Here is a 17,988-nt window from a genome sequence, read left to right as displayed (position 1 = left end):
CCGCTGTGGCCTGGCCGGCGGAGCCGGGTGAAGGCGAACGCGTGTGCCTGGGTTCGCCGATGGGGGTGATCGCGGTGGGAGGGGGCGCGGGCGTGTGGATCTCGCACGTACGGTCGTCCGGTCAGGGGTGGGTGACCGGAACGCGGGCGGGGGTGATGGTGTGGCGGCAGCGACGGGGCCCGACGGGGTGGGGCATGTCCGGTACACGTTCCGGCTGCGTGTGTCGTCCGCTGCCCGCGGGGTCCTGATGGCGGAGTGGGACCGGTGCCGCTGGGTGTGGAACGAGTGCGTGTCCAAGTCCAGGGCCGTGCACCTGCACAACAAGGCCACCGGGGGCAGGCGGACGTGCGGGCCGGCACAGCTCGACAGGATGCTGACCCAGGCGCGCAAGGCGATCCCATGGCTGCGCGAGGGCAGCTCGGTTCCGCAGCAGCAGATCATCCGCGACTTCGGCAAGTCCCGCGCCAAGGCGCACAAGGACATCGAGGACCGGCTGCCCATGGCGCGCCGGGCCGGGATGCCTCGCCACAAGAAGAAGCGCGAGGCGAGGCCCACCCTCAACTACACCCGGCGCGGCTTTAGTCTGAAGGACGGCCGTCTGCACCTGGCGGGCGGGATCGCCCTGACCGTGGTGTGGTCGCGAAAGCTGCCTGCGGACCCGTCGTCGGTACGCGTGTACAGGGACGCTGTCGGCCACTGGTACGCCAGCTTCGTCGTTCCCGCCGAGATTCAGCCGCTGCCACAGACCGGCGCGGTGATCGGTATCGACTGGGGCGTGAAGGACACTGCCACCACGACATCCGACACCCACGACCTTCCGCACGCCGGGCACGGCGGGAAGGCCAGGCAGAAGCTGACCCGGTACGACCGGATGATGGCCCGCCGCAAGCCGAAGAAGGGGCAGGCTGCCTCGAAGGGCTACCGCGAAGCGAAACGACTGCGCGCCAAACTGCACAAGAAGGTCGCACGCCGACGCCAGGACACCGGCCGCAAGTGGGCCAAGTCCGTCGTGGCCGACCATGACGCCCTGGCCGTGGAGGACTTCAAGCCGAAGTTCCTCGCCAGGACCTCGATGGCGCGCAAGGCCGCCGACGCCGCCATCGGCGCCACCAAGCAGGCCCTGATCGAGATGGGCCGCAAGCACGGCAGGGCCGTGCACCTGGTACACCCCGCGCACACCACGATGGACTGCGCGCAGTGCGGAGCGAGAGCCAAGCACGCACTGCCGCTGGGAGAGCGCACCTACACCTGCACCGCATGCGGGACCGTGAGCCCCCGGGACAAGAACTCCGCACGCGTGATGCTCGTTCGGGCTGGTCTCGACCCGGCTGGTGCTGAGGGCATAAGACCACCCGGGGCGCCGCCCCAGGTGGCTGCCTGAGCCAGGAATCCCCTCCCTTCAAGGGAGGGGAGGATTCAAACCTACAACCACCTTCGCCCGCACCAGGCCCTCGAGATGGCGACGCCGGACAGCCTGTTCCGCCCCAACCCGCGGCCCGAACCGGTCAAAGTCGTGCCGGCTCAGCGGGCCGAGGCCGTGTCCGTCCCCGCCGGGACGGCGCCGCCTGCGCTGGTGCTGCCGACGTCGGCTGGCGCGGTCGAGTTTGACACCGTGCTCCCCGCCAGCGGCCAGGTCAGCATCATCCCTTCCGTGCAGCGCATCCGCCTGGGCGCCGGGCGGGCCTGACGGTGGAGGACCTGCCTGCCACACCCCTCACCTCAAGGGCACGGTCGGGGGGCTAAACCGTGCGGTGGAACGGATGCGGCTGGTGGCCCTGCCCCGGCTATGTCCACCAGTCGCGCCCCGGCAAGCGGTCTTCCCGCCCGATGGACGAGGTGCTGCTCGGCTTGGAGGACTTCACCGCCCGGCTGCTGTCCTGGACGCTCTGGTGGAACACCGAGCACCGTCCCGCGCCGTTGCGGGGCAGGACCCCGCGTCAGGCGTGCCGGGCGGCTGAGAGGGTCGTGTCCAACCTGCTGACGGGTCGTTGGGCACGGTATCCGGGCGAGCCTGTTGCTCGCCCGGTCCCGCAGTGGGCGGTTCGGTTTCCGGCCCGGATCCCCGGTAGAACAGAGCCGACACGCGGAGAGGTCTGGGGCGGACACCACTGCCCGCCCCGGACCGCAACGGCGGTCGCGCTGGCCGGCTTACCGCTGCCAGACGTTGGCTGTCTGCGTGACGAGCAGCGGTGCGCCGTCCGGGTCTTTGACGTAGAAAGAAGACGAAAAGTGAGCACGCGTGGAAGATTCCTCGGCGCCGCCACCGCAGTCGGTGCCATGGCGTTTCTCGGCACCACTGAGGCCACATCCGCAGACGAGAGTAAGCCGGGACCGGACTCGGCGGCCCTGGAACTCCAGGCCCGCAACGCGATCTTCGCGGTCGATACCGGCACGCAGAAGCATTACGACGCGCTCCGGGCCGAGTTGATCAAGCACCTCAGCCCGGTCATCGTCGTTCAGAATGACGACCGGGGTGGCCTGTACACCCTCGTCCACAACGGAGAGCAGGAGTCGTTGCACCCTGTCTCCGAGATCTTCGAGCTGGCCAAGTCGATCGCCCACGCTCCGCTGGGAATCTACTCGATCATTGCGCCGTACCTGAGCCGCCAGATCCCGAACCTCCCCAGCTCCGCCCGTCTCGAACAGCACGACGTGGACATGGTGGCGTTCAAGGGGCCCGGAACGAACGACTGGGTCAGCCCACTTCAGGCATTCGGCACCACCCTGACCACCGCCCGACAGCAGCTCGACAACGCGCACTTGCCGCAGGAGCTGGAAGCGTCGAGCACGCAGATCCTCGACATCGCACTCAAGTTCATCAACGAGTCCGTGCAGCGCGGCTCCTTCGACATGAAGTCGTTCGAAAACTTCACGGGCGGCTTGAACGACGCTATCAGTACCAACTTGAGGTACGCGGCCCAGGCACAGATCGACGGCGTGGACGACCTCATGAAGCGGTGGCGGGGCAAGGTCGGCAAGGAGGACTGGCCCGGCCTGTACATCGTCGTTCTGTCGATCTGGACGACGTCCGCCCTGAACCAGAATTCGATTATCGTCAAGCAGTTCATGGACCCCGCGAAGGCGGACTCGCACCTGATCGACCTGCCGACGGCCCAACTGCCCACCGACCCGATCTTCGTCGCCCTCGACAACTTGGCCCGGATCGTGCAGGACAACGTCGCGGCGGAGATGGTGTTCCCCGCTGACCGGAAGCTGGCGGACGCGCTGAAGGGGCCCGAGGATCTGCTGGCGCAGGAGATCCTGCACCAGCTCGCCTGCCCCTACCAGAGCAAGAACGCGACGAAGAAGGCCATAGGCGCAGCTCTGTAGAGAGGGCCCGACCACCTCGGCCTGAACGCCGGTCACAGACAGCATGCCGACTGCTTCCTCGTCATCTCGAGCGAGGAAGCAGTTGCCGTTCCAGCACATCCACGGGCTTGCACTGCCTGGCCGCCTTCCCGGGCCGTTCGGCACCTGGAGGTTGCGCCAGAGGTGCCGGCGGCCAGCGGGACTTTTCGGTGCAGCCCTCCATCCACCGCGCCTGTCAGGCCGTCGTCCACGCATAGCGATGCAAGCCCACCCGAGGTCCGCTTAACCCGCCGAACGCGGCGCTACCGTAAGCCGCTTGTTGCTGCCGTTGTGGTCTGTGTCGGGGTGCTCTGTACCCTGGTGTTGTTGGGCGCGGTGACCGCGGAGCGTGCTTCTGCGGTGGCTGTGGTCGCAGGTGCAGGCGTTGCGTCAGTCAGGGCAATCCTGGCCGAGCAGCAGCGAGACGATCCTGCCGACGGCGGCTGACACGCGATTCCGTTGGGCCTTCCGTCACTTGAGCCTGGATTGATAACCTGTGGCGATGGACGAGGGGCCGTTCTTTCACGGCACAAAGGCCGAACTGCGGGTCGGAGATCACCTCACCGCCGGTTTCCGTTCCAACTACCGGCCCGAAATCGTGATGAACCACATCTACTTCACCGCGTTGCGCGACGGCGCGGGACTCGCCGCTGAACTCGCCGCAGGCGACGGAGCCCCGCGAGTGTACGTCGTCGAACCGACCGGGGAGTTCGAGAACGATCCAAACGTCACCGACAAGAAGTTCCCTGGCAACCCCACCCGCTCCTATCGCAGCAGGGAACCGCTCCGGATCGTTGGCGAGGTCACCGACTGGACGCGACAGACACCCGAAGCTCTCCAGGTGTGGCGAGACCGGCTGGCTGCAATCCGCATGGATGACCGCGCCGGAATCATCAACTAAGGATCGTTCCTCAACTACTGGGTCACGGTGAGATGATCTTGCTGTGGCTGGTGTGATCACGGCGTCCGAGCCGTCCTGGATAGCCCCGTTCACCGGGCTGAGCCCGCGCTACTTCGGCAAGTTGGTGACCGCACTGCGCAGCGAGCGCGCTGACGAGGTACGGCGCGGACGGCCGTGGGGCCTGCCGCTGGAGGACCGGGTGCTGCTGGTCGCGGCGTACTGGCGCACGAACTTGACTCTGCGCCAGCTGGCCCTGCTGTTCGGCGTCTCGAAGTCCGCCGCGGACCGCGTTATCGCCCAGGTCGGGCCGCTACTCGCCCACCAACCGCGTCAGCGGTTCCGCAAGGACACCGTGCTCATCGTGGACGGCACCCTGGTCCCTACCCGCGACCACACGATTGCCGAGCAGTCCAAGAACTACCGGTACTCCGGGCCGCAAGAGGCTGCATCGCAGGCATCTGTGCCCGTGGATGCAGCTGGTTCCGTAGGCGCGGCCGCAGTCGCCCAGGGCGACCCGGCGGCGTTCGAAGTGGCCGAGGAACTCCTCCCACTCCTCGTCGGTAGGGGTTCGGTACTCCTCGCGGCGCCGCGGCGGGCGATGAACGCGCGGTGGCCGTTGATGACCTCCTCGGGATAGGCCGCCTTGTAGCCCATGGTGGTGTTGATGTCGCGGTGGCCGGCCGCGAGCTGGGCGATGTGGGGCGGCATGCCGTTCATGATCGCGTCCGTGATGAACAGCCGTCGGAAGTCGTGGGGCTGAACGTCAGCGGCCGGTTGGTAGTGTCGGTCAGTCCGGTGCGGGAGAGCGCGTCGTTGAGTATCTGCTGGATCCCGCTGACCGGGATCGGTCGGTTCTCCACACCGGCGGGGAGTTCCTACTGGTCGAGCAGCGCCCCCGCGCCCAGTCCCGCGGCACCGCCACCCTGCTCCGACAGGGCCACGGCTACGTGTTCACCACCCGCGACCGCCCCGTGCGTTCCGCGCGCGGCTGGTCGGCCGCCCCGGTCCGGCACGGCGTCTCGGCGATCCGCTCAGGGCACCGGCACACGCTGGCCCTGGTCTTCCACGACGCTGCCTAAAGCCCCTGACGGACGCCGCCGACCTGTACGCGTTCATCGGCCCGGATGGCCGCCCCTGTCGCTCGGCTACCGGAGCCGGCCGCAGTGGCTGCCGCCGCTGGAAGACCTGCGGCCGGTCGGACCGCCCTTCGGCACTGCGGGCCATCGCCGCCGGCGGCTACGCGGCCTGACGATGTTCTTCGCCGACGAGGCCGACGCCGCGGCGGCCGAATACCGGCCGTACGCGGTGTGCCGCCCAGGCCCCTACCAACAGTGGAAGACCGTTTACGAGGAAGGCGTCCCATGGATACCCCGACCAGCCCCCTGTTGGCCCAGCCCCCACCGCTGGGCCGGGACCTGGCAGTCACCGACACCGAAGTCGCCGCGCTGGTTGGGCTTGCCACGGCGCGCGGCGCCCGGAGCATCGCCGTCGGCTCCGGCCGGACCCCGGCCGCGCTGGCCGCCGCCGACGCGATCACCCAAGCCTGGCAGGCCGCCGGCGGCGTCGTGGCCGCCACGACCACCTGGCCGGAGACCGCGGCCTCCTGGCTGTGCCAGGCCCGCCGGTTCGCCGACGCGCCGGCCGACGTGTGGGTGATGACCGGCCCGGAGGTCGGCTGGGCCCAGGTGGCCCGGTGGCTGCTGTGGTCCACGTCCTGGCGGCCCGACCGTACCCTGGCCACCGCCGCCATCGGCCGCCCCGCCGCGCTGGCCCTGGTCGGCGCCCAGCAGCTGCGCGGCCTGACCGGAGCCGGCGCGAACGGCGCCACCCTGGACCGTCACCGACGACGGCGCCATCGCGGTCACCGATCCCGGAGCACCACAATGACGGCGCTGTTCGACCTGCCGGAGGCGTCGCGCGATCCGGTCAGTCCCGCCCCGGGGCGCACCTGCTGCCTGGCTGGCTCACCCCGGCCCAGCAGACGTGGCTCGTCGGCCAGTTCCGCATCTGGGCCGCCGGCCCGGTCCCGATCCGTGCCGCCAGCGTGCACGGGCACCGGATGAGCGTGCAGAGTGTGTGCCTGGGCTGGCACTGGCAGCCCTACCGGTACAGCCGGCATGCCGACGACGTCAACGGAGCCGCCGTCCTGCCGCTGCCGGACTGGCTGGTCCGCCTGGGGCGCCGAGCCCTGCACGAAACCGGCCACCCGGCGGAGCACGTCGCCCGGTACACCCCCGACGCGGCGCTGGTGAACTTCTACGACATCGGCGCCCACCTGGGCATGCACCAGGACCACGACGAAGTCTGCCGGGCGCCGGTGATGTCGCTGTCGATCGGCGACGCCTGCACCTTCCGCTTCGGCAATACCGCCACCCGCACCAAGCCCTACACCGACCTGCTCCTACGTTCCGGCGACCTGTTCGTGTTCGGCGGCGAATCCCGCCTGGCGTACCACGGGGTGCCCCGCATCCACCTCGACACTGCCCCGGCCGGCTGCGGTCTGACCGTCGGCCGCGTCAGCATCACGTTGCGCATGACCGGCCTGACCGACTCCCCTGAGAAACCCGCGCCCCGATGAGCACGACCGCCCGAAACACCGCACCCCCCAGGGAGTCCCGGCACGCCTTGTGATCCCGCGTATCCGCGTCCTTCGAGAATCCGGCCTGGCCGCAGCCTTCGGCGGCCTCGCCGTCCTGCCCGGCCGGTCGCGGCCAGAATGCGTCTCACGTTTCAGGGCGCCCGCGCGTCTTCTTCACGGAGAGGCAGCAGTTGCAGACAGGAGATCAGAATGGACGTCCGGCACGCCTATGTGGACAGTCCGGTGGGGCGGCTTCTGGTCGTCGCCGGCGATGACGCGCTGGTGGGGCTGTACTTTCCGGGCTACCGGTACACGCCCCCGCCCTCGGCGTGGGGCCGCCGCGCCGACACATCGGCCGATCCGGTCCTGGCACGGGCGCAAAGCGAACTCGGCGAGTACTTCGCCGGGGAGCGGCAGGTGTTCGACGTTCCGGCGGTGACGAACGGCGACGAGTTCCAGGAGCAGGTCTGGGCACAGCTGCGGGAGATCCCGTACGGCGAGCGGATCACCTACGGCGACATCGCGGTCGAACTGGGGAGCAAGGGGTTCGCGCAGACCGTGGGCCAGGCCGTGGGGCGCAACCCGGTGAGTATCGTCATCCCCTGCCACCGGGTGGTGGGCGCGGGCGGCAAACTCACCGGATTCGGCGGCGGGCTCGAACGCAAGCAGATCCTGCTGGACCTCGAGGAGCCGGCCGAGGCACGGGCCGGACGGCTGTTCTAGCCGTGACCTCATGCTCCGGCCGGACGGCACGCCTATCAGGCCGTGAATACCAGACCCCCCTTGTGTGCGGTCCGCGCCGAGACGCGGGCCGCTGGCGCCTTGCGCCGCACAGCCGCCGAGGCCCGGCACCGGCGCCACGGTATGCGCCTTGAGCCTGGGCGGCTGAGACTCACCCGTCCCCTGAAGAACAGCGAGGAACGTTCCCCGATGGCCAGCGACACCGCCCCTGCCCTGGAACATCCCGTCGACCCCGGAGTGGTGGTCGGTGACGACGGGCTCGCCCGACCCGCGTGGGCCAGCACCGATCCGATGCTTCGCCAGTACTACGACACCGAGTGGGGCATGCCCATCTGCGACGAGCGCGGCCTGTACGAACGGATCAGCCTGGAAGCCTTCCAGGCCGGGCTGTCGTGGGCGACGATCCTGCGCAAGCGTCCGGCGTTCCGTGCCGCGTTCGACGACTTCGACCCCGACCGAGTCGTCGGCTACGGCGACGCCGACGTCGAACGCCTCATGGCCGACGCCGGGATCGTCCGCAACCGCGCGAAGATCCTGGCGGCCGTGGCCAACGCCCAGGCGACCATCCGGCTGCGCGACCGCGGCGGCCTGGCCGAGTTCGTGTGGCGGTTCAAGCCGCTGGACACCCCCAGGCCGCGCACGTTCGCCGAGATCCCCACCATCTCCCCCGAATCACGGGCCCTGTCCAAAGCGTTGCGCGCGGAAGGGTTCGCGTTCGTCGGCCCGACCACCATGCCCTCATGGAAGCCATCGGCATCATCGACACCCACCTGCTGGACTCCCACCGCCGCGGCTCCTCCGGAATCTGGCCGGCATGACCCCGACCGTCCTGCGCATCGGCCCGGTCGGGCCGTTCGACCACGACGTCGCCCTGGCCACCCTCACTGCCCACCGCATCGAAGGACTGCACGCGATCGACCCCGAACGCGCCGTGCTGCAACGCTGGATCGACGTCGACGGCCCCCCGTCGCCGCCACGCTGCGCGTCCACGCCGCAGGGGTCACCGTGGGGACCCCCGGCGGCTCCCGCGCCCTGGACCAGGTCGTCCGCGAGCGAGTGCGCGGATGGTTCGACCTGGATGGCGACATCGCCGCGATCGACACCGTGTTCGCCGCAGACCCCGTCTTGGGCCCGCTGGTGGCGGAGCGCCCGGGGGGCGGATCACCCGGTTCCACAGCGCGTACGAAGCCGCGCTGTTCACCGTCATCGGGCAGCAGGTGTCCCTGGCCGACGCCCGGCTGATCGGTTCACGGCTGATCGCCGCCTACGGCGCCGACGCCCCCGACCCCGCATTCGGCGGCGGTCTGCGCATGCTCCCGACCCCACGGGTGATCGCCCGCCAGCCTGCCGAGGAACTGCGCGCACGCATCGGCCTGACCGGTGCCCGCGCCCGCACCGTGCTGGCGGTCGCCGAACTGTTCGCCGACCTCGGCGACACCGAGAACCTGCCCGGCCGCGCCATGCTCGGCGCGGCCTACGGGGTGGGGCCGTGGACGATGGACTATATGGCTGCCCGCGCCGGCACCGACGCCGACGCCTTCCCCGTCGGCGACGCGGTCCTGCGGCGCGTCCTGGCCGCCCGCGGCGCCGCCGATCCCGTCGTGGCGGCCGAGGATTGGCGGCCGTGGCGCAGCTACGCCGCGTCCCGGCTGTGGGCCGCGGCCTAGAAGAGGTCCTGGAGATTTTCCGTCCCCGGCATCTCACGTTCGCAGGCCGGGGCGCGTCTCCCCGATGTGGCCGAGATTCGGTCCGGAAGGAGAACGACGAATGTCCGACATCCGAAGCCAGCAGGAGCGTGCCCAGCTGTTCCGGAGCCTGCACGACGACTTCCTCGTGCTGCCCAACGCCTGGGACGCCGGTAGCGCCCGTCTGATCACCGAGGCCGGCGCCACGGCCATCGCGACCTCCTCGGGCGCGCAGTCCTGGTCGCAGGGCGTCGCCGACGGCCGCTCGCTGGCCAAGGCGGACGTGCTGGCGAACCTGGAGCGCATCGTGGCGGCCACCGACCTGCCCGTCAGCGCCGACATCGAGAACGCCTACGCCGACAGCGCCGACGATCTGCGCGCGACGATCGCGCAGTTCCTGGCCACCGGCATCGCCGGCATCAACCTGGAGGACTCCGGCGCCTCCGACGGGCCGCTGTATGACAGCGCGGCCGCCGCCGAGCGCATCGCGGCCGCCCGCGCGGCGGCCGACGACGCCGCCGTCGACCTGTTCATCAACGCCCGCACCGACGTATTCCTCCTCGGCGTGGGCGACGAGGACGGCCGGCTGGCCGACGTCATCGCCCGCGGGAACGCCTACCGGGAAGCCGGCGCCTGCGGCCTGTTCGTCCCCGGCCTGCTCGACCTCGACGCGCTGGGCACGGTCGCGCGCGACACCGGCCTGAAGGTCAACGCCATGTGGCTGCCCGACGCCCCCGCCCCCGAGCAGTTGCGTGACGCCGGCGTGTCCCGGTACTCCGCCGGCACGGCGATCGCCCAGGTCGCCTACACCGCCGCCGCCGACGCGGCCCGCGCGTTCCTCGCCGGGCAGTACGCGGCCATGGCCGCGTCTATCAATTACTTCGCGTTCAACGACAAGTTCGCGAAGTAGCCCAGGCCGGGGCGGGCGGCCGGCGCCCGGGTCGCCCGCCCCATCCATAACGCAGCCCGTCACGCCTCGCGCGTGGCGGGCTGGGCGGCGGCGCGGACGACTTTGCTCTCCGGCGAACTGGTCCGCAACGAACTCGCCCAGCAGATCGTTCTGGACCGCCTCCTGGATCTGCTTCTCGTCCTGGCCATCCGCAGCGACTTCCGCCACAGCGCGACCGCACCGCGCTCGTACCGGGCACCCGCGGACCCGCGGCTGGCCGCCGCGCTGGAGGCCATACACGAGAACGCGGCGCACTCGTGGACGGTCCCCGAACTCGCCGCGATCAGCGGCCTGTCCCGAGCCGCCTTCGCACGGGCGTTCCGGGACGCACTCGACCAGGCCCCCATGCAGTACCCGACCGAATGGCGAATGACCCCTGCCCGCGACCACCTGCGCGCCGACGATCTCAGCCTGGCCCAGATCGCCGACACCGTCGGCTACGGCTCGCCCTTCGCGTTCGCCGCAGCCTTCCGCCGACACCACGGAGAACCACCCGGAACCTGGCGTCAGAGGGAACGAACGACCGCAAACGCGCGACTGCTGACCACACACCCTGGCTCGTGAACGGTGTTCGGCCCCCACACGCCGAGCGGCCCCCGCCGTCCGACCGCAGCAGCACAGCTCGACTCCCTCGTCGAGGCCGGGGTGACACGGGTCTTCTCCGAGAAGATCTCCACCCGCGCCACGAAGCGGCGCGGGCTGGAGGCCGCCGTGAAGCTCGTCGTCCACGAGCACAAACGGCTCGGCCGCGGCATCGAACTCGCCATGCTCGCCAAGGAGCTGAAGGCGAGCGACGTCGGCCTGGAGTTCCTCACCGGAGAACTGAAGGGTTCGCACGACCCCTCGGCGGCGCGGGCGTCACCGACGAAGACAAGCTGTCCATGGCCCTCCACCTACGCGACCAGGAGATGAGCCTGCGCGACATCGCCAAGAGGGTCGTCAATCACCACCGGCGCGAAGAAGGGCCAGCACCCCTCACCCGCCACCGTCATGCGGATGCTCCGCGAACACGACGACCAGGCCGCCACGGCGGTGAGCACGTGATCACGCGGCTACTTTGCCGCAATTCGCGAACGCCATACCCGACTGCAAGTCCGTTGTGGTGTGCGTGGGGAGCTCCCATCCCGTCCGCCATCGCCCCGGCAGAGCCGAGCAGACGCGGCCCATGTGCGCCGCAACGAGGCGGAGCGGACGATCCACGCCCTCAAGGGCTTCCGTGCTGCAGCCTGTCGCTTTGACAGCGGGCGTACGTCTTTCACGGCACGGTAGCCGTCGTCATGCGCCTCTGACTCCGTCCGTAACTCTCCAGACAGCCCTTAATCGATGAACGAAACCTCGCGGTAGGCGGCCGAGGGACCGTTGAGGAGGCCGTGGTCAGGGCAGTGCCGAAGCTGCACGTCGAAGAAGGCGCTGAGGTAGGCGCGTTGTGCCCGTAGGGAGCGAGTTGGCTCGACATCGCCGACGAGCCCGGCGAGCTTGTCGGTCGGCATCTTCCCGGCGGCAGCGATGGACGCCAACTAGGCCTGGAGATCGGTGTAGGCATAGTGGCCAGCGGAGGACATCTGGAGGTTGCGGTGCCAGCCGCGCAGGTGCTGCCAGAGGGATGAGAGCACATCGTCGTGGTGGTTGCCGAGCATGCTGTTCATCAGCAGGAATGGCTGATCGAGGCCGTCCTCGACGACCGAGCCGATGGCCTCCGACCCTGAGCCCACCGCGCCATCGAGGTCGGCGGCCGCGAGGATGCGCGGGTCATCATGCATGGCCTGGGCGGCCGCGGCGCCGCCGATCGAGTGCCCGAACATGCCGACCGTGGACACGTCGGCGATGTCGCGCTTCTCCAACTGGTCGAGGACGAACCTGACATCGGCAACTCGAACGTCGGTCAGGGCGCGCAGAGTCGCCTCTTCCGTGGCGTCGAGCACGGTGGCGACGCGGCCGTCGGGGAACTGCACGGCGATCGTCTCGTGGGTGTGGTCGATGGCCACCACCAGGTAGCCCCGGCTGGCCAGGTCCTCGGCGAGGATGGTCCCGAAGCCGCGTGGGACGTTCCTGCCCGGCGAGTAAAGGATCACCGGCAGTCCGCCGGGCCGGTGCCGGACCGGGGCGTGGTGGACGGCGTGGGTCCGGGTGGGCGCCCAGTCCACGGCCCCGGGCTCGACCGAGAACTCCTCCTTCTGCTCAACGAGCCGCTGCCACTCGGCCGCCACCCCGGGGGGCAGCTGGAGGGCTGGTGCTTGCCCAGGCGCGGGCCGGGCGGGGTACCAGAAGGTGGCCATCAGCTCCCGTGCGGCGGCAGCGCGGGTGGGAAGCCAGGGATCGGTGCGCGCGTCGTCCACCAGGTGCAGCGACACTGTGCCGACGGGGTAAGGGCCCGTGGGTGACGGCAACGTCATGGTGACGGAGCGGGGATGGGCATGGCCACCGGGTGCCGCCTCGGCGCTGCTCGCGCCGGCCATCGGTGTGAGCAGCGCAAGGCCGAGGAGGCCGACGAATTGGCGGCGGCGAAGGTTCGTAGGACCCATGCCCCCAACGCTAGGGAGCGGACCCGGCCGGAACGTCCTCCCTCAGGTGGGACCACCTCCGCCGGAGGGCGGGGGCGTTCGGACGGCTCGGCTGACGCCGATGCTTGGACCAGGGACGCGCGCACGCTCCTGTTCGGGCTCCTGGTCGGGCTCCTGTTCGTGCTTGGGGCCGGGCGCGTGAACGGGATCGCGGTCGGGCTCGCGGGCGGGGTCATGGGCGGGGTCAGGTCGGAACACCCCGACCTGGACAAGGCAGTGGGACCAGGCGCGGTCCTGGCTCGGGACCGTCGCACCTTCTCAGTCATGACGCTCACGGGCGGGCTCGCGGGCGCACTCGCGCTCGGGCTCGTGCTCGAACTCTGGAACGGGCTCGTGCCCGGGCCCGGGCTCGGGCTCGGGCTCGCGAACGCGCTCACGCTCGCGATCGTGTTCACGTTCGGGCTTCCTTTCGGGCTCGCGTCCGGGCTCCTGGTCGGGCTCCTGGTCGGACTCGTTCGGTCGGTGTGGATGGAGTTCCTGGTAGCGCGGATCGTTTTGGCGGTACTGGGGCGTGTGCCCTGGCGTTTCATGAGTTTCCTAGCCGACGCCCACGAGCGGCGAGGCGTACTGCGACAGGTGGGAGCCGTGTACCAGTTCCGCCACCTCGACCTCCAGCGTCACCTCGCAGGACGCCAACCTTGATCGGCCGGTGTCAAACAAGAACGTCGTCTTGGACTGAGGAGTGGGTCAAGACCTGCTGTGACCGCTGCTACTTCGTACCGCGGAACCTCACGAACGATGAGCAGTACCGGTATCTGGTCGAGGAGTCCGAGCCCGAGCCCGATCCGGACGGCTGCCGTGTGGCGAACGAGGGTCTGGCCCTGGCAATGTGCACACAGTTCGACCAGGGCGGGCTGCCGACGCTGCAGGCGAAGCTCGAGGAGCTGCGGGAGTCGATGTGGTGGCGCAGTCCGCATTACGACGTCTTCAGCGGTCACGCGGTCGTGCTGGCCGTGGAGCAGGCGTGCGAACCGGACCCGGTCAGGTGAGACGGAGGCAAGGTCTCGCGAGACGGGACAGCCGCCGAACGGCGACTCGTCCGACTCGCCATGCGTTCAAAAACCGATCGTTTTCTGAAGATCACCGGATGGGGGCCCCTGCACCCCCGCAGGGCCTTCAAAAACCCCTTCAAAAACTTGGGTCATTCAAGAACACCGAACCACCGTTTTCTGACATGATCCGGGGTCATGAGTGACCTCCCCGAACCGTCCGGCCATCCCGAACTCCTCGTCGCCGAGCCGCTGGTGCGCACCGAGATCAAGATCGGGTACGCGCGGGTCTCGACCGGCGGGCAGAAGCTCGAACGGCAGATCGATGCCCTCACCGCCGCAGGGTGCCGGAAGATCTTCGCGGACAAGAAGTCCGGCAAGACCGACCTGCGCCCGGAGCTGAAGGCGTGCCACGCCTTTCTCGACGCCGGCGACACCCTCGTCGTCCCGAGCCTGGACCGCTACGGCCGTAGCCTCCAAGACCTCATCAACATGGTCGCCGAATTGCGCGAGCGCGGAATCGGCTTCACGTCGCTGCACGAGAACCTCGACACCACCACCCCCGGCGGAAGGCTCGTCTTCCACGTCTTCGCCGCGCTCGCCGAGTTCATCCGCGAACTCATCGTCCAGGGCACCCGCGAGGGCCTGGCCGCCGCTCGCGCCCGCGGCCGGGTCGGCGGACGCCCCACCGTCGCCACCGAGGAAGTCATCAAGGCCGCCCGCGACCTGCTGCCCGACCCCGGCCGCTCCATCGCCTCGATCGCCAAGCTCCTTGGGGTCTCCCCGGGCACCCTCTACAACCACATCCCCGACCTGCGCGAACTGCGCGCCGTCCCTCGCCAGTTGGAGGCCAGCAAGTGACCGAGCCCCCGAGACGCCCGCCGTCCAGGCGCTGACCGTGGCTGACGGGAGCCGCTGATGCGCTACTTCCGCGAGTCGATGCAGAACACCATGACCCTGTGCCGGTACAACGTACGGGCCTTCACCCATCCCGAGATCGACGCCATCGAGGAGTACGACGACCAGGTCCCCCTCCCCGCCTACTTCGAGCTGGAGACCCTGCTCGTCGACACCGACGATACCGCCGGCGCCTTCCGCCAACGGGCCGAGGAACTGACCCGCTGGCACCAGGCCCGCACCAAGCTCCTCGCCGACCCGCGGCTCAGGAACGTGAACTACGACGACCCCGAAACCAGCACCCGGGTGACGTCGACCGAGGGGTGCCACCGGAATACGGCAGAAACGGGCCGCAGGCCGAGATAGTTGCTAGTCAGCGGCGTTGGCCGGGTCGAGGGCGGCGTCCGCCAGTGGTCACTCACGCGCGGGTCATCAGGTACGCGGCGGTCAAGATGACGGCCAGGCCGCCGTCTCAGCCGATGGTCGACGCGGCCTCCGCGGCACCCCCGCGGGCCAGGTAGACGCCGGCGGTCAGGGCCAGCGCCGCCTTGTCGGCGATCAGCAGCGCCCACACCGCGCCGTGAGCCCTCGGGCGCAGCGCCAGCAGGACGAACAACCCGGTGCACAAGAACAGCCCGTACATCCGCCAGGTCTGGACGACCAGCACCGGGTCATCGGCCCCGGTGACGTCGGAGACGGCAGAGACGGCGGCGGCCAGCGCCGACACGGCCGCCAGCCAGGTGAGGACGCGGCCGATGGCCCGCCATCGGGACGGAACAGCGGCGGACACCGAAGAATTCATGATCAACTCCAGTATGCGACCTCGTGTCGCGTTAGTGGGTAGCATGGCATGTCGAGAGCACTTAATGCAGCGAGTCGTCGCGTTAGATTCGAGGAACCCATGTCCCAACCGCGGCCCGGAGGCCGTACCGCACGCACCCGCGCGGCCGTGCTCGAAGCGACCATCGACCAGCTGACCGAAGCCGGATACGCGGGGCTCAGCGTCGATGCCGTCGCGCGTCGCGCCGGCGTCCACAAGGCGACGCTCTACCGGCGCTGGGGCACCGCCGACGGCCTTCTGCTCGACGCGCTGACGCTCTTCGCCGACCGGTCCGTGGCCATGCCCGACACCGGCACCCTCGACGGCGACCTGCGGGACATCGCACGCTCCGCCCTCGCGGTCCTCACCGACCGCGCCGGGCAGGCACTCATCCGCGCGGTGGTGTCGGCCGGCCACGACGCCCAGGTCGCCCAGGTCATCCGCGCCTTCTGGACCCGGCACAACACGATGGTCGCCCGCGTCGTCGACCGGGCCGCCGACCGTGGCGAGCTCCCCGCCGGCACCGAGGCCGCCGACGTGGCACGCGCCATCGGCGCTCCCCTGTACATGCGCCTGCTGGTCACCGCCGAGCCCCTCGACACCGCGGCCGCCGACCAGTCCGCGGCCGTCGTGACTGCCGCCGCCCGCGCGGGCGTCTTCGCCCGCCCCGCGCCCCACGGCGCCGAACCTCCCATGTGACGTCCCCCGGCGGTCCGGAACCACTCTCGGGGGTTCGGCTTATCGTGCTCGTGGAGCCGGATGGCGCGGTGGGCGTCGGCGAGGGCCTGCAGGCGCTCGGAGCTGACACTGGCCTGGAAGATCTCGATGACCTCCTGCCAGGTGACGAATCCCCGGCCGAACCAGATCCCACGGTTCTCGGTCTGGTAGTAGGCGCCCCCGGCGAAGCTGTCCACCATGCGGCTCTGCCAGGCCCGGAGCCGCTCGGGGTCACCCAGGCAGTCCACCAAGGGCGCCGCGGGCGACTACCACCGCCACCGGCACGGGTAGGTACGAGTACGCCGTCACCGTCTGGGCTCTCGGACTCCAGGCCCCGACCAGCCACCCGCCGGAGACCCGTCATCTACACCTGGCCACCCGGGAACTCAGGCTCTGGGACTAGAGCCTGTGCCGAGTTGAGATCACGGGTTTCGCTGTTTCGCTGTCCCGGCCGGGCTGGGGCGGTAGACGGGCGGGATGACTCGGGGTGATCTCACGGACGATGAGTGGACCGTGTTCGAACCGCTGCTGCCGCTGGGTGAACGCGGTCCCATTCCGAACCTGCGCAGGCTCGTCAACGGCGTGATGTGGCGTTTCCGTACGGGCGGTCCGTGGAGGGACATGCCCGAGCGGTACGGGCCTTGGTCCACCGTCTACGGACGGTTCCACCTGTGGGCCAGGTCCGGAGTCTTCCAGACACTGATGGAAGCGGTGATCGCCGAGGCTGCCGCGCGCGGTCAGGCAGACCTCGACCTGGTGAGCGTGGACTCCACCGTGGCCAGGGCCCACCATCACGCTGCTGGGATGGCCGTCGACGCGGAGCTGCTTGATGCCCTGGAGAAGGCCGTCGCCAAGGAAAAGGGGCTTCACCAAAGGGACAGAACGCCCAAGTAGCCGAACTGGACGAGCAGGCGGATGCTGCCCGCGAGGAGCGACGGCGCCTGCGCCGACGCCGCAAGGCCCGGCTCCGCGCTACCGAACTGGGGCGCTCACGCGGCGGGCTGACCAGCAAGGTGCACCTGGCGGCGGACCGCCGCTGCCGCCCACTGTCCTTCGTCCTCACTCCCGGTCAGGCCGCCGACAGCCCTCGCTTCACTGCCGTTTTGGAACGCATCAAAGTCCGGGGCCCGGCCGGCCGGCCCCGCACCCGCCCTGCCGCCGTGGCTGCCGACAAGGCGTACTCCTCCCGCGCCAACCGCGCCTACCTGCACAGACGCAGGATCCGGGCGGTGATCCCCGAGAAGACCGACCAGGTGGCCAACCGGAAGAAGAAGGGGCGCCGGGGCGGGCGCCCCCCGGCCCATGACACCAGGCTCTACCGCGACCGCAACACGGTGGAACGCTGTATCAACAAGATCAAGGAGTGGCGTGGGCTCGCCACCCGCTACGACAAGACCCCGGCCAGCTACCTCGCTGGACTCCACCTGCGTGGCGCGGTCATCTGGCTCCGCAGCCTCACATGAAGATCTCAACTCGGCACAGACCCTAGGCCGGCGACGGGGTCTGTAAAGTTAACGGTGGTTCTGGAGTTGTTAGTGGGTCAGCGGCGGGCGGCGGAGGCCGACCGTCGAAGGTGATCTCGAAGGCGTTGAGTGCGGCCTTCCATCGCTGTGACCAGCGTTTGCGGCCCTGCCCCGTCGGGTCCAGGCTCATGACGGCCATGTAGACGCACTTGATCGCTGCCTGCTCGTTCGGGAAATGTCCGCGGGAGCGGACGGCCTTGCGGATGCGCGCGTTGACCGACTCGATGGCGTTCGTCGTGCAGACAACGCGCCTTATTTCTGTGTCGAATTGGAGGAAAG

General features: G+C 69.7%; 22 protein-coding genes and 3 pseudogenes. 20 read left to right on the top strand and 5 right to left on the bottom strand.

The window, feature by feature from the left end:
- Window positions 1–160: 160 nt before the first annotated feature.
- The 5 genes and pseudogenes from BIV24_RS25255 to BIV24_RS25235 all read left to right on the top strand — a co-directional run.
- The gene (locus tag BIV24_RS25255; protein ID WP_071368735.1) at window positions 161–1,381 is read left to right on the top strand and encodes an RNA-guided endonuclease InsQ/TnpB family protein; all 1,221 of its coding nucleotides are present in this window, start codon (window positions 161–163) and stop codon (window positions 1,379–1,381) included.
- Window positions 1,382–1,456: 75 nt separating this feature from the next.
- The gene (locus BIV24_RS34570; protein WP_071368734.1) at window positions 1,457–1,687 is read left to right on the top strand and encodes a hypothetical protein; all 231 of its coding nucleotides are present in this window, start codon (window positions 1,457–1,459) and stop codon (window positions 1,685–1,687) included.
- A gap of 542 nt (window positions 1,688–2,229) precedes the next feature.
- Window positions 2,230–3,330 carry a hypothetical protein gene (locus BIV24_RS25245; RefSeq protein ID WP_071368733.1) on the top strand — a complete coding sequence of 367 codons (1,101 nt, stop codon included), beginning with the start codon at window positions 2,230–2,232 and terminating at the stop codon, window positions 3,328–3,330.
- 520 nt (window positions 3,331–3,850) lie between these two features.
- Window positions 3,851–4,249: an NAD(+)--rifampin ADP-ribosyltransferase gene (gene arr / locus BIV24_RS25240; protein WP_071368732.1), complete on the top strand. Its 399-nt coding sequence runs from the start codon at window positions 3,851–3,853 to the stop codon at window positions 4,247–4,249.
- Window positions 4,250–4,292: 43 nt separating this feature from the next.
- Window positions 4,293–4,679 (top strand): annotated as a pseudogene (locus BIV24_RS25235) (transposase family protein); the annotation flags it as partial.
- Here BIV24_RS25235 and BIV24_RS35690 read toward each other — a convergent pair.
- Window positions 4,667–4,966, bottom strand: coding sequence for a hypothetical protein (locus tag BIV24_RS35690; protein ID WP_245766939.1), 300 nt, complete (start codon window positions 4,964–4,966; stop codon window positions 4,667–4,669). The pseudogene BIV24_RS25235 and the gene BIV24_RS35690 sit on opposite strands and share 13 nt — an antisense overlap.
- 140 nt (window positions 4,967–5,106) lie before the next feature.
- Between BIV24_RS35690 and BIV24_RS32470 the strand changes: the two are divergent.
- The 9 genes and pseudogenes from BIV24_RS32470 to BIV24_RS25200 all read left to right on the top strand — a co-directional run.
- A pseudogene (locus BIV24_RS32470) lies at window positions 5,107–5,328 on the top strand (2OG-Fe(II) oxygenase); the annotation flags it as partial.
- 282 nt (window positions 5,329–5,610) lie between these two features.
- On the top strand, window positions 5,611–6,312 hold the full coding sequence (locus tag BIV24_RS35685) for an ABC transporter substrate-binding protein (RefSeq protein WP_245766941.1): 702 nt from the start codon (window positions 5,611–5,613) through the stop codon (window positions 6,310–6,312).
- Window positions 6,198–6,827, top strand: a complete 630-nt coding sequence (locus tag BIV24_RS25230; RefSeq protein ID WP_071368742.1) for an alpha-ketoglutarate-dependent dioxygenase AlkB — start codon at window positions 6,198–6,200, stop codon at window positions 6,825–6,827. The genes BIV24_RS35685 and BIV24_RS25230 overlap by 115 nt, the downstream gene beginning before the upstream one ends.
- A gap of 210 nt (window positions 6,828–7,037) precedes the next feature.
- Entirely contained in the window at window positions 7,038–7,550 is a 513-nt protein-coding gene (locus BIV24_RS25225; RefSeq protein ID WP_071368731.1) for a methylated-DNA--[protein]-cysteine S-methyltransferase, read from the top strand.
- 207 nt (window positions 7,551–7,757) lie between these two features.
- A complete protein-coding gene (locus BIV24_RS35680) occupies window positions 7,758–8,810 on the top strand; it encodes a DNA-3-methyladenine glycosylase I (RefSeq protein WP_245766938.1) in 1,053 nt (350 codons plus the stop codon).
- Window positions 8,786–9,235 carry a DNA glycosylase family protein gene (locus tag BIV24_RS34865; protein ID WP_071368730.1) on the top strand — a complete coding sequence of 150 codons (450 nt, stop codon included), beginning with the start codon at window positions 8,786–8,788 and terminating at the stop codon, window positions 9,233–9,235. Before BIV24_RS35680 ends, BIV24_RS34865 begins: the two co-directional genes overlap by 25 nt.
- A 100-nt stretch (window positions 9,236–9,335) precedes the next feature.
- The gene (locus BIV24_RS25210; protein WP_071368729.1) at window positions 9,336–10,163 is read left to right on the top strand and encodes an isocitrate lyase/PEP mutase family protein; all 828 of its coding nucleotides are present in this window, start codon (window positions 9,336–9,338) and stop codon (window positions 10,161–10,163) included.
- Window positions 10,164–10,235: 72 nt separating this feature from the next.
- Window positions 10,236–10,766, top strand: a complete 531-nt coding sequence (locus BIV24_RS25205; protein ID WP_218149334.1) for a helix-turn-helix domain-containing protein — start codon at window positions 10,236–10,238, stop codon at window positions 10,764–10,766.
- A gap of 3 nt (window positions 10,767–10,769) precedes the next feature.
- A complete protein-coding gene (locus tag BIV24_RS25200) occupies window positions 10,770–11,114 on the top strand; it encodes a recombinase family protein (RefSeq protein ID WP_071368728.1) in 345 nt (114 codons plus the stop codon).
- Between the two features lie 404 nt (window positions 11,115–11,518).
- Here the strand turns inward: BIV24_RS25200 and BIV24_RS35670 are convergent, their stop codons facing one another.
- A complete protein-coding gene (locus BIV24_RS35670) occupies window positions 11,519–11,719 on the bottom strand; it encodes a hypothetical protein (protein WP_079168516.1) in 201 nt (66 codons plus the stop codon).
- Window positions 11,720–12,724, bottom strand: coding sequence for an alpha/beta hydrolase (locus BIV24_RS25195; RefSeq protein WP_245766937.1), 1,005 nt, complete (start codon window positions 12,722–12,724; stop codon window positions 11,720–11,722).
- A gap of 303 nt (window positions 12,725–13,027) precedes the next feature.
- Between BIV24_RS25195 and BIV24_RS25190 the strand changes: the two genes are divergently transcribed.
- The 4 genes from BIV24_RS25190 to BIV24_RS25175 all read left to right on the top strand — a co-directional run bounded on the left by BIV24_RS25190 (window position 13,028) and on the right by BIV24_RS25175 (window position 15,015).
- Complete coding sequence (locus BIV24_RS25190) at window positions 13,028–13,405, top strand: hypothetical protein (protein WP_143064660.1); 378 nt, start codon at window positions 13,028–13,030, stop codon at window positions 13,403–13,405.
- On the top strand, window positions 13,402–13,752 hold the full coding sequence (locus BIV24_RS25185) for a hypothetical protein (RefSeq protein ID WP_071368726.1): 351 nt from the start codon (window positions 13,402–13,404) through the stop codon (window positions 13,750–13,752). Before BIV24_RS25190 ends, BIV24_RS25185 begins: the two co-directional genes overlap by 4 nt.
- A gap of 198 nt (window positions 13,753–13,950) precedes the next feature.
- Complete coding sequence (locus tag BIV24_RS25180) at window positions 13,951–14,613, top strand: recombinase family protein (protein WP_071368725.1); 663 nt, start codon at window positions 13,951–13,953, stop codon at window positions 14,611–14,613.
- 57 nt (window positions 14,614–14,670) lie between these two features.
- Window positions 14,671–15,015 carry a hypothetical protein gene (locus BIV24_RS25175; RefSeq protein ID WP_071368724.1) on the top strand — a complete coding sequence of 115 codons (345 nt, stop codon included), beginning with the start codon at window positions 14,671–14,673 and terminating at the stop codon, window positions 15,013–15,015.
- Between the two features lie 106 nt (window positions 15,016–15,121).
- On the opposite strand, the gene BIV24_RS25170 is transcribed toward BIV24_RS25175, so the two are convergent.
- Window positions 15,122–15,451 (bottom strand): hypothetical protein, encoded by a 330-nt coding sequence (locus tag BIV24_RS25170; RefSeq protein WP_143064659.1) that lies wholly within the window; start codon window positions 15,449–15,451, stop codon window positions 15,122–15,124.
- 99 nt (window positions 15,452–15,550) lie between these two features.
- Between BIV24_RS25170 and BIV24_RS25165 the strand changes: the two genes are divergently transcribed.
- Together BIV24_RS25165 and BIV24_RS32445 are read left to right on the top strand one after the other, a co-directional pair.
- Window positions 15,551–16,168, top strand: a complete 618-nt coding sequence (locus BIV24_RS25165) for a TetR/AcrR family transcriptional regulator (protein WP_071368722.1) — start codon at window positions 15,551–15,553, stop codon at window positions 16,166–16,168.
- Window positions 16,169–16,663: 495 nt separating this feature from the next.
- Window positions 16,664–17,649, top strand: a pseudogene (locus BIV24_RS32445) (IS5 family transposase).
- Between the two features lie 22 nt (window positions 17,650–17,671).
- On the opposite strand, the gene BIV24_RS32440 reads toward BIV24_RS32445, so the two are convergent.
- On the bottom strand, window positions 17,672–17,988 hold a 317-nt coding region (locus tag BIV24_RS32440), incomplete at its 5' end, for a transposase (protein WP_143064658.1).

Source organism: Streptomyces colonosanans (genome assembly GCF_001866645.1).
Taxonomy (GTDB): domain Bacteria; phylum Actinomycetota; class Actinomycetes; order Streptomycetales; family Streptomycetaceae; genus Streptomyces; species Streptomyces colonosanans.
This window is presented reverse-complemented; position numbering and strand designations above follow the sequence as displayed.

Excerpts from the sequence above, each read along its gene's own strand:
- BIV24_RS34570 (WP_071368734.1), top strand. The coding sequence starts at position 1,457 with ATGGCGACGCCGGACAGCCTGTTCCGCCCCAACCCGCGGCCCGAACCG.
- arr (WP_071368732.1), top strand. The coding sequence starts at position 3,851 with ATGGACGAGGGGCCGTTCTTTCACGGCACAAAGGCCGAACTGCGGGTC.
- BIV24_RS35690 (WP_245766939.1), bottom strand. The coding sequence starts at position 4,966 with ATGAACGGCATGCCGCCCCACATCGCCCAGCTCGCGGCCGGCCACCGC.
- BIV24_RS35685 (WP_245766941.1), top strand. The coding sequence starts at position 5,611 with ATGGATACCCCGACCAGCCCCCTGTTGGCCCAGCCCCCACCGCTGGGC.
- BIV24_RS25225 (WP_071368731.1), top strand. The coding sequence starts at position 7,038 with ATGGACGTCCGGCACGCCTATGTGGACAGTCCGGTGGGGCGGCTTCTG.
- BIV24_RS35680 (WP_245766938.1), top strand. The coding sequence starts at position 7,758 with ATGGCCAGCGACACCGCCCCTGCCCTGGAACATCCCGTCGACCCCGGA.
- BIV24_RS25210 (WP_071368729.1), top strand. The coding sequence starts at position 9,336 with ATGTCCGACATCCGAAGCCAGCAGGAGCGTGCCCAGCTGTTCCGGAGC.
- BIV24_RS25195 (WP_245766937.1), bottom strand. The coding sequence starts at position 12,724 with ATGGGTCCTACGAACCTTCGCCGCCGCCAATTCGTCGGCCTCCTCGGC.
- BIV24_RS25190 (WP_143064660.1), top strand. The coding sequence starts at position 13,028 with ATGACGCTCACGGGCGGGCTCGCGGGCGCACTCGCGCTCGGGCTCGTG.
- BIV24_RS25180 (WP_071368725.1), top strand. The coding sequence starts at position 13,951 with ATGAGTGACCTCCCCGAACCGTCCGGCCATCCCGAACTCCTCGTCGCC.
- BIV24_RS25175 (WP_071368724.1), top strand. The coding sequence starts at position 14,671 with ATGCGCTACTTCCGCGAGTCGATGCAGAACACCATGACCCTGTGCCGG.
- BIV24_RS25170 (WP_143064659.1), bottom strand. The coding sequence starts at position 15,451 with ATGAATTCTTCGGTGTCCGCCGCTGTTCCGTCCCGATGGCGGGCCATC.
- BIV24_RS25165 (WP_071368722.1), top strand. The coding sequence starts at position 15,551 with ATGTCCCAACCGCGGCCCGGAGGCCGTACCGCACGCACCCGCGCGGCC.